The sequence below is a fragment of the Mesorhizobium sp. WSM3224 genome, from assembly GCF_000427725.1.
GTDB lineage: Bacteria > Pseudomonadota > Alphaproteobacteria > Rhizobiales > Rhizobiaceae > Mesorhizobium.
In genome coordinates this window covers 1-7,837 of record NZ_ATYO01000058.1, presented here as the reverse complement: position 1 = coordinate 7,837, position 7,837 = coordinate 1, and the positions used below count along the sequence as shown (strand labels likewise).

Annotated in this window: 6 protein-coding genes and 4 pseudogenes; 6 read left to right on the top strand and 4 right to left on the bottom strand. The window is 59.4% G+C overall.

Going from position 1 to position 7,837, the window contains the following annotated elements:
• Both YU3_RS0133600 and YU3_RS41995 read right to left on the bottom strand, forming a co-directional pair.
• Window positions 1–773: site-specific integrase (locus tag YU3_RS0133600; RefSeq protein WP_036260254.1), on the bottom strand; the 773-nt coding region annotated here is incomplete at its 3' end.
• Window positions 774–1,002: 229 nt separating this feature from the next.
• Window positions 1,003–1,296 (bottom strand): annotated as a pseudogene (locus YU3_RS41995) (IS630 family transposase); the annotation flags it as partial.
• Between the two features lie 300 nt (window positions 1,297–1,596).
• Between YU3_RS41995 and YU3_RS41090 the strand changes: the two are divergent.
• Together YU3_RS41090 and YU3_RS0133590 are read left to right on the top strand one after the other, a co-directional pair.
• Window positions 1,597–1,746: a hypothetical protein gene (locus YU3_RS41090; protein WP_156913697.1), complete on the top strand. Its 150-nt coding sequence runs from the start codon at window positions 1,597–1,599 to the stop codon at window positions 1,744–1,746.
• Between the two features lie 5 nt (window positions 1,747–1,751).
• Window positions 1,752–2,993: an acetyl-CoA carboxylase biotin carboxylase subunit family protein gene (locus YU3_RS0133590; protein ID WP_027170260.1), complete on the top strand. Its 1,242-nt coding sequence runs from the start codon at window positions 1,752–1,754 to the stop codon at window positions 2,991–2,993.
• 373 nt (window positions 2,994–3,366) lie between these two features.
• Here the strand turns inward: YU3_RS0133590 and YU3_RS41470 are convergent.
• Window positions 3,367–3,697, bottom strand: a pseudogene (locus tag YU3_RS41470) (IS110 family transposase); the annotation flags it as partial.
• Window positions 3,698–3,703: 6 nt separating this feature from the next.
• On the opposite strand from YU3_RS41470, the pseudogene YU3_RS41990 reads away from it, so the two are divergent.
• Window positions 3,704–4,153 (top strand): annotated as a pseudogene (locus YU3_RS41990) (transposase); the annotation flags it as partial.
• A gap of 150 nt (window positions 4,154–4,303) precedes the next feature.
• Here the strand turns inward: YU3_RS41990 and YU3_RS40130 are convergent.
• Window positions 4,304–4,655, bottom strand: a pseudogene (locus tag YU3_RS40130) (hypothetical protein); the annotation flags it as partial.
• Between the two features lie 485 nt (window positions 4,656–5,140).
• Here YU3_RS40130 and YU3_RS0133580 point away from each other — a divergent pair.
• From YU3_RS0133580 to YU3_RS0133570, 3 genes are all read left to right on the top strand, one after another.
• On the top strand, window positions 5,141–6,256 hold the full coding sequence (locus YU3_RS0133580) for a saccharopine dehydrogenase family protein (RefSeq protein WP_027170258.1): 1,116 nt from the start codon (window positions 5,141–5,143) through the stop codon (window positions 6,254–6,256).
• Window positions 6,174–6,668, top strand: coding sequence for an ABC transporter permease subunit (locus tag YU3_RS42190; protein ID WP_156913695.1), 495 nt, complete (start codon window positions 6,174–6,176; stop codon window positions 6,666–6,668). The genes YU3_RS0133580 and YU3_RS42190 overlap by 83 nt, the downstream gene beginning before the upstream one ends.
• Window positions 6,668–7,837: amidohydrolase family protein (locus YU3_RS0133570; protein ID WP_027170257.1), on the top strand; the 1,170-nt coding region annotated here is incomplete at its 3' end. The genes YU3_RS42190 and YU3_RS0133570, both read left to right, overlap by 1 nt.

Sequence of the window (7,837 nt, the reverse complement as noted above, 5' to 3'; positions counted from 1 at the left end):
GCCGTCGAGGAAAGATTGTTGTGGCCAAGCAGCACCTGGATGATGCGGATATCGGTGCCGTTCTCGAGCAGATGCGTGGCGAAGGAGTGCCTGAGCGTATGCACCGTCACCCGCTTGTCGATGCCGGCGGCGGCGCGCGCCGAGCGGCAGGCCGAATACAGCACCTGCACGTCGATGGGACGATTGGGGTCGCGGCCGGGAAACAGCCAGCCCTGCGGCTTCGCCAGNCGCCAGTAGACCCGCAGGATNCGNAGAAGCTGCGCCGACAGCATTACGGTGCGGTCCTTGCCGCCCTTGCCGTGNNNNACNNGNATGACGCCGCGGCCGCTGTCTATATCGCCGACCTTCAGCCCGACGGTCTCCGAGGCGCGAAGACCCGCTGCATAGGCGGTCGTCAGCGCCGTGCGCGTCTTCAGGCTCGGCACCGCCTCCAGGAAGTGGACGACCTCGTCGGCGCTGAGAACCACCGGCAGCGTGCGTGGCGAGCGGGCATAGACGATCCGTTCCGGTATCTCGGCATGGCCGAGCGTCACGCCGTAGAAGAACCGCAACGCGCACACCGTCTGGTTCAGCGCCGGCCACGAGATCCCGGTCGAGACCAGATGCACCTGAAAGGCGCGGACATCTTCAAGGCCAAGGCGGTCAGGGGATCGACCGAAATGGCGGGAAAACTTCGCCACCGCGTGCACGTAGGATCGTTGCGTGGCCGGCGACAGATTGCGGATCGTCATGTCTTCGATCATGCGTCGGCGAAGAGGGCTCAACTCGTCCATCTCAAACTCCTGTTCTCAAGATTGCGCTTCAACAGCCGCAATCCTTCAAAACAGAAGCGTCATCCGCAAACCCACGCACCAAATGCCGCGTCAGCGGCTTCGTTCAATCCTGAATCTCAACAAGCCTTAGCTTTCGAACCAGGCCCCGGCGGCGCCTCAAAATAGCGGGACGATCCTGCTTCAGTGCGTGCCCAGCCCAGGCCGCGAAGCTAGCGCTAAATTTAAAGGGGCTGCGGCTGATCCGCACCGATCTCTCAGTGGCGAGCCGCTCCATCATCTCGTTCAGCGCGATGTCCTTCCGCTCGACCAGCCCCACGATTAATATAACCCTTCATGCGCATCAAGGCTGGAGCCGCGGCGGCCCCTGCGGGCGTGGCGCCAGTTCGCCGATCCTCGCCCCCGCAATCCAGCGGATTGCGCTGGACACCCCCACGCCGAACTCGCCGCCGCTTGCCGCGCCGGCATGCCCCGCTTCCGAAGCCTTCAAGATCCGCGTCGCCAATCTCCGTCTATAGATTTTGATGGCGTAGCTTTCCTGGATTAAGCGGCAGTCAAAAAAGACGATCACGAATGCAAGTGGGTAGTGACGGGCATGTTCGAGTATATCTTTCAGCACCTTCCGCCGGTGCCGCAACACTAAGTCTTGCAAAAGGCCTTCATGATCGCGGCCTCGACTGCTCGACTAGTGGGCAGACTTCTAACCAAGTCTGTGTCACCATGAAGCGGTATTGTTAAACATGGCGAGTAGTCACCGGAACGATTTATGAGTCAGTCACCCTTTGGGCATCGCGAAGAAGCACCCGGCCATCCTGTCGGATAAAGCATGCAACAGATCGTTCAAAACAAATTTACAGACTCTTTGCAACCGCAAATTTGTGCCAATGCTATTCTTCGCGTCATCGTCTCGGCCGCCGCAGCTAGGAGCGGTGGCCAGTACGCTGGCCGCCGGACAGCGCAAAAAATGGAAGGTTAATGCCAATGGTAGAACGAGCGCTCATTATGGTCGAAGGCCATCAACGTATTGGTCTGCGATACGTTCAAGCGGCCCGGCTTCTCGGTCTTCATCCAATTACGCTGTCGGCCGATCCAACTTGTTACCAGTATCTTGCGCCGGAAGGAAACGAGGCGATCTGTGTCAACACAGACGATCTCAATGCGCTTATCCGTGAATGTTCCCGGCTGCGCGCTACTCATGATATTGCAGGCATCACCGGTTTTTCAGGCGGCGACGAGTCGGCGTGTGTGACGGCTGGCAAGCTCTGTCGGCATTTCAACCTACCGGGGCCGAACCCTAGGTCGATTGAACGATGCTATGACAAATTTACTCAACGTCAGCTCCTCGCGGAAGCCGGCGTGCCGGTACCTGCTTATCGGTTGGCAACAAATGCGACAGACGTAGAACGCTCTGCTGCGGAGATCGGGCTCCCGGTGATTGTTAAGCCAGCCGTAGGCAGCGGCAGCAGCGGTGTCCGATTGTGCCGCAATGTCGACGAGCTAGCGGAACATGCAAGCTATCTGTTGGACGGTAAGCGCGGCGGGAGATCTTCGCCGCGAATCTTGGTCGAAGAGTTCGCACATGGCCCATATTTTAGCACTGACATGATGGGAAATGAGGTCGTTGGGATTGCCAGTGCTGACTTCGAGCCGCCACCGAATTTCGTTTTTCGCGAGTGCACCTATCCGGCCTCTCTGTCCGATGACGAATACAAACGTATCGTCGAGGTTTCGCTGCGCTCTTTGCAAGCTCTTAGCCTTGGCTGGGGTCCAACGTGCATTGAAATCCGATGGGCGAAGCAGGGCCCAGTTGTGATTGAAGTCAATCCGCGTATTGCGGGCGGGACTAATCCGCAACTCGTTCAGCTGGCTTACGGTATCGATCTCATTGCCGAGCACATCAAGATCGTAACTGGCGCCGAATACAATTTGCGCAAAACGCGTCGCCACGCTGCGGCTGCGCGGTGTCTAAATCCTGATCGCGATGGTATCCTCGATTGGATCGATGGCGTCAGTCGGGCGGCGGCCGTAACGGGTGTCGCCGAGGCTGAATTATACGTTGGGCCCAAGACTCCGATCGTTAGGAAAGGCGACTACCGTGACCGCATCGGACATGTCATCGCCGTTTCGCCCAGCCCAGCCGGAACCGAGGCGATACTTCAGCGTGCGGTCGACTTAATTAGTTGGTCGATTATACCATTCCCGAGCTTTGACGGACAGCAATAAGCAGAGGCGATGACCATCGTGTGTAGCCAGCCATTGTCTTGTCAACGGCACCACGGCCAACCCGCATGGCGATGCGGTCGATCTCAAGTTCGATCACGCCGGCATCGCGGACCGCCTTCTGCTTCCATGGTCCCGCTCGGCGCTTCGCTGTGGGTTCGATTGCCGGCACCGCCACAACCGCCGGCTCAAAGGCAGGAGAATCTTGCTGCACCGAAGCGGGCTGTTTGCGCGCTTCCCGACGCCAGGCGAACACCTGCTGCGGCCTCAGCGTGAGGTAAGTGCAGACACAAGTCGAGCTCCGATCCCACTACAGAACCGGCAGCCTCACAGATCCAGACCATTCCTGAAAGGTGGTCCGGAAACGCAGCTTACGATGTACCGGATAATCGAACCGCTGCTCCCGCAACCAAGGCAGTAGCGCATAGTCCAGTTTTTCGTGCGCGGATAAACGGTGCTTGAGCACCTACCTGCTGGCAATGGACCCGCAGCGTCTCGACTGGGGCCGTCCGCGCGAACGAGATTGCGCATGGCTTCGTAGTCTTCATCGGGAACCACACCGCCGTCAGTTCGCCGGCGCGCAGCAACCTTGCCAAGCGCATCCCGGGGGTTCGTCTTCACCCGATCACGAGTTTCTTGGACTCATCGACGGCGCGACTACGGTGCATTCAACCGAGGGAACGGATCAGGCGGTAGAGGCCATAGCCGTCAAGATCGAGCCCGCATCACGAGCGCGCAGCAAGCTGCGCGATACGCTTGCCGCGCTTCACCGAAAACTTCTAGCCATGGTCCGCGACGATACAGTCGCCGGCGGCTGACGACGACACCGGGCGTCGGTCCGGTGGTGGCGATGGCCTACAGGGTTCGACATTCCGGCCCACTTCCGCAACTCCAAGGCGGTCGGACCAATCTTGGGGCTGACGCCGGTGCTCCACGAGGGGCGAAAGCGTCCGCATCGGAGGATATCCCGCTGCGGCGACGGCATGATGCGAACGCTGCTCTACGAAGCCGCGCAGACACTGCCAACGCGCGTGCCGAAATGGTCGTGGCTGAGGGCGTGGGCGATGAATTTGCCAGGGGGGCGCGGCCGACAGAAGGCCATTATCACATTGGCTCGCCGGCTGGCGGTGATCATGCATCGCATGTGGCGCGACGGCACATAGTTTCGTTGGACGCGACAAGAAGACCGAAACCCGCCTGATCGTGCGCCAGCCATTGCAGCCGCCGGCGCGTGCAGGGGCGGCCTATCCGGGCACGTCGCGGCGCGCGCTGATCTTCGGCCACCTTTTGACCGGCCAACTGCGCGCCAGCCGAGCCACCTCTACGGCGTTGCGGCATAATCGGACACCGCAACTGCCGACACCCACGGCTGGCTTCGAAACTACTGGGTAGCCAATCTCCGCCGCGGTATCGGGACGTTGGCATCTGCGGGGAGCTGACGTTGAGTGAACTTCTCACAGCATCGCTCAACCGATGCGGGATTCGGCCCGGTAGATCGAAATGGCGGCAGAGCTTGCCAACTGTTGCATAGACCAGCTTCTTCCGAGCTCGTAATTCCAGCGATGGTATGGGTTGAACGCAAACGTGAACATTCGCGGATAAGGACATCGAGATCCTGCGTATCGACGCGGAGGCCTCAAATCTTTCCGCTGCAAGATAATCATAGGCCCCCCTCCATCAGACGAGCACCCTGAAGTACCACATCCTCGGAGGCTCGAAGGCATGTTGGGCCGACGTAGTAGGATCACATGCGCCGCAACGATGTGGAGCCACTCACTAACGGGTTCGCCGATGCGTGCATGTGGTGCGGCAGTACGGACAGGCGTGGTCCTCGAACTCAACGACCATTTCCATGTGCGGCAGCTGCGCCGACAGGGCTCCGGGTCGTCCGTCGTCGACCCGGAGGCCGCATTCCGAATCAACGTATAGCGACCCAAGGTTATGTCTTCTGCTGGTTGCTGTCGGGGTTCGTCGGGTCCGCGACAAAACTTCGTAAGCCAATATCCCCCTTCTCGCTTTGGACTAAACAACTGAAAACAAACACATTGGGACGATCAGGGCAAACTGGCACGAGTCTTGATGCTTCTGGTTGCGATGGGGCGGCACATGCCGAGCCCTCGGCAAATCGTCTATGGTAACAGGAGGAACCAGTGAAACACGTTGTTGTTATCGGATCAGGGAAAATCGGCTCCACGATCGCCCATTTGCTCGCGGATACCGGGAACTATCACGTCGCGGTCCTCGACCACAGCGCCGAACAGCTGGCGCAGATCGAAACCGGTCCGACGCTCTCTACGGCAAAGCTCGACATCACTGACGAAACAGCCCTTACCGCGCAACTATACGGAAAGTTCGCGGTCCTGAGCGCCGTCCCTTTCCAGCTCACCGCCGCCATCGCCACCGCCGCGGCCAAAGCCAGCGTGCATTATCTCGACCTCACAGAAGACGTTGAATCCACCCGAGAGGTGCAACGGATCGCCAAGGTTGCCAAGACCGCATTCATTCCACAATGCGGTCTGGCGCCCGGTTTCATCTCGATCGTGGCGAGGGACCTTGCCAGCAAGTTCGACAGCGTCGATAGCGTGCGGCTGCGCGTCGGCGCACTCCCGCAGTTTCCTAGCAACGCCTTGAACTACAATCTCACCTGGAGCATCGACGGGGTCATCAATGAGTACATCCAGCCCTGCGAGGCTGTGGTCAATGGCGAACACGTCGAAGTGCCAGCACTGGAGGAACGCGAAGAATTCTCGATCGACGGCGTCCTCTATGAAGCCTTCAACACCTCCGGCGGCCTCGGGACGCTCTGCGAAACGCTGAAGGATAAGGTCAACACGCTCAACTACCGGACCATACGCTATCCCGGTCATGCCGCTTTCATGAAGGCGCTTTTGCACGACTTGGGGCTACGCAACCGCCGCGATGTGCTGAAGGACATACTTGAACACGCCCTGCCTACCACGATACAGGACGTCGTGATTATCTTTGTGACTGTCTCCGGGCGCAGAAGCGGCCGCTTGATCCAGCAAACCTACGCCAACAAGATCTATAGCACGGAGATTGCCGGGCGCCTCACGAGCGCGATCCAGATTACGACAGCATCGAGCATCTGCGCGGTGCTCGATCTCCTTGCAGACGGCAATCTTCCGGCCCAGGGCCTCATCCGGCAAGAAGAGATAAGACTCGATGCATTTCTTGAGAACCGTTTCGGGGTTTACTACCGTCGGGCAGAAGCGACGAAGCGCCTTGGTGGCATGGTTGTGGGGTAAGCAGGGGGCCCAGTGGCGATGCCCGGTGTTTCATAAACTGTGTCGCCTCCGATTAGGCCTGAGGCCTTTTGAGAAAGCCGGCTTCCAAAGTATGGAGCGCACTCAGTATCAGGCGGCAACCGTGCTTCGTCTGAGCCGGCTAGACGCCTTCCGATTCGTTATCTTCCCACAGCTTCTGCGCAACGTCTTTCCGCCTCTGATGGCTCTGTTGGTCACGACGCTAAAGTATTCGTCGCTCGGAGCCGGTATTGGCGCGCTCGAATTGACTAGGGTGGGCCAGCTGATTGCAATCGAGACCTTCCGCTTAGTCGAGGTTCTCACAATCGTCGCCATTATCTATTTCATTGTCGCCTATCCGTTGGCGCTGGTCGCGCGCTATGCGGAGCACAGAATGCGCAGGGGTATGTACTGATGGATGTCACTTCCAGAACCGTCGAGTTGATCGTTCGGGCCGGGAATCTCGTGACGAGTGATCCCGACCTGCCGGTCCTGGCGGCCGGCGCCATTGCGGTTGCGGATGGGGTGATTGTCGCCATCGGCACCGACGAGGCCATCCAACGAGATTACAAGGCGGTCGACGTAATCGACGCCAAGGGCGCGCTGGTCCATGCTGGCTTCATTGAACCCCACCTACATCTCCACTCCGGCGGTTTCCACGGCTATGGCCTCAATGCTCTGGCGCAAACCGGTCCCGCTTATAGCGACCTTAAATGCGCGACCGATGATGAGATCACCGCGGCATTCGCGAGCGCGGTTTCCATCGCCATGCTGCGCAAAGGCTACACCCTATTTGCCGAACCGGGGACTGTGTTTGAAACCGATGCCATGGCGGAGGCGATCGCTCAATGCGGCATGCGCGCCTTGGTTGCTGGGCCTTATGCCTGGGACGAGTTGTCAGTTCTCCGCGCAGCAGCGCCCGGCCTGGTCGGCCGCATAGTCGACAGGGCACCGGCGGACTTTGATCGTTCGATGGCCTCCATTGAACGAGAACTCAAACGCAATTCTGATCCGAAAGCGTTGGTGCGCGGCTTTGTCTGCATCTATGGCGAGAGCAGCGCGAGCGAGGAATTGATCGTCGCCGCCAAGAAGCTTGCGCGAGACCATGGAGTGGTTTTCAACGAGCACCTTGGCTATTTGACAGCGACATACGCCTTGGAACGGGAAAAGTTCGGGATGAGCGGGGTACGGCGCCTGCAGCAGCTCGACCTGCTCGACAACCTCACCACGCTCACGCACCTAAATGCGATTTCCGCGGCGGACGCGGACATCCTCGTGGCCGAGGGCGTTAACGTCATATGGTGTCCCCTCAACGTGCTGCAGCGCGCCTTCTTTCTCACTAACGAAAGCCAGCATATAGGCCTTTTCCGTCGTGGTACGCCGATCGGCCTCGCTGTTGACACGACGCTCAGCTTCCCANCGGGGACACCGGCTCTGGCCGCAAGTCTCCTATCGGGCACCCTACAGCAGCCGCTCTCTGGCGCTGATATCTTAAGCATGCAAACGCTCGATGCCGCTCGCTGCCTTGGCCTGGATGCTGAAATGGGCAGTCTGACTGTGGGCAAGCGCGCCGATATTGTCATC

What these genes read in the sequence shown, in the direction of transcription:
- YU3_RS42190 (WP_156913695.1), top strand. Translation starts at nt 6,174, where the DNA reads ATGCATTTCTTGAGAACCGTTTCGGGGTTTACTACCGTCGGGCAGAAG.
- YU3_RS41090 (WP_156913697.1), top strand. Translation starts at nt 1,597, where the DNA reads ATGCAACAGATCGTTCAAAACAAATTTACAGACTCTTTGCAACCGCAA.
- YU3_RS0133590 (WP_027170260.1), top strand. Translation starts at nt 1,752, where the DNA reads ATGGTAGAACGAGCGCTCATTATGGTCGAAGGCCATCAACGTATTGGT.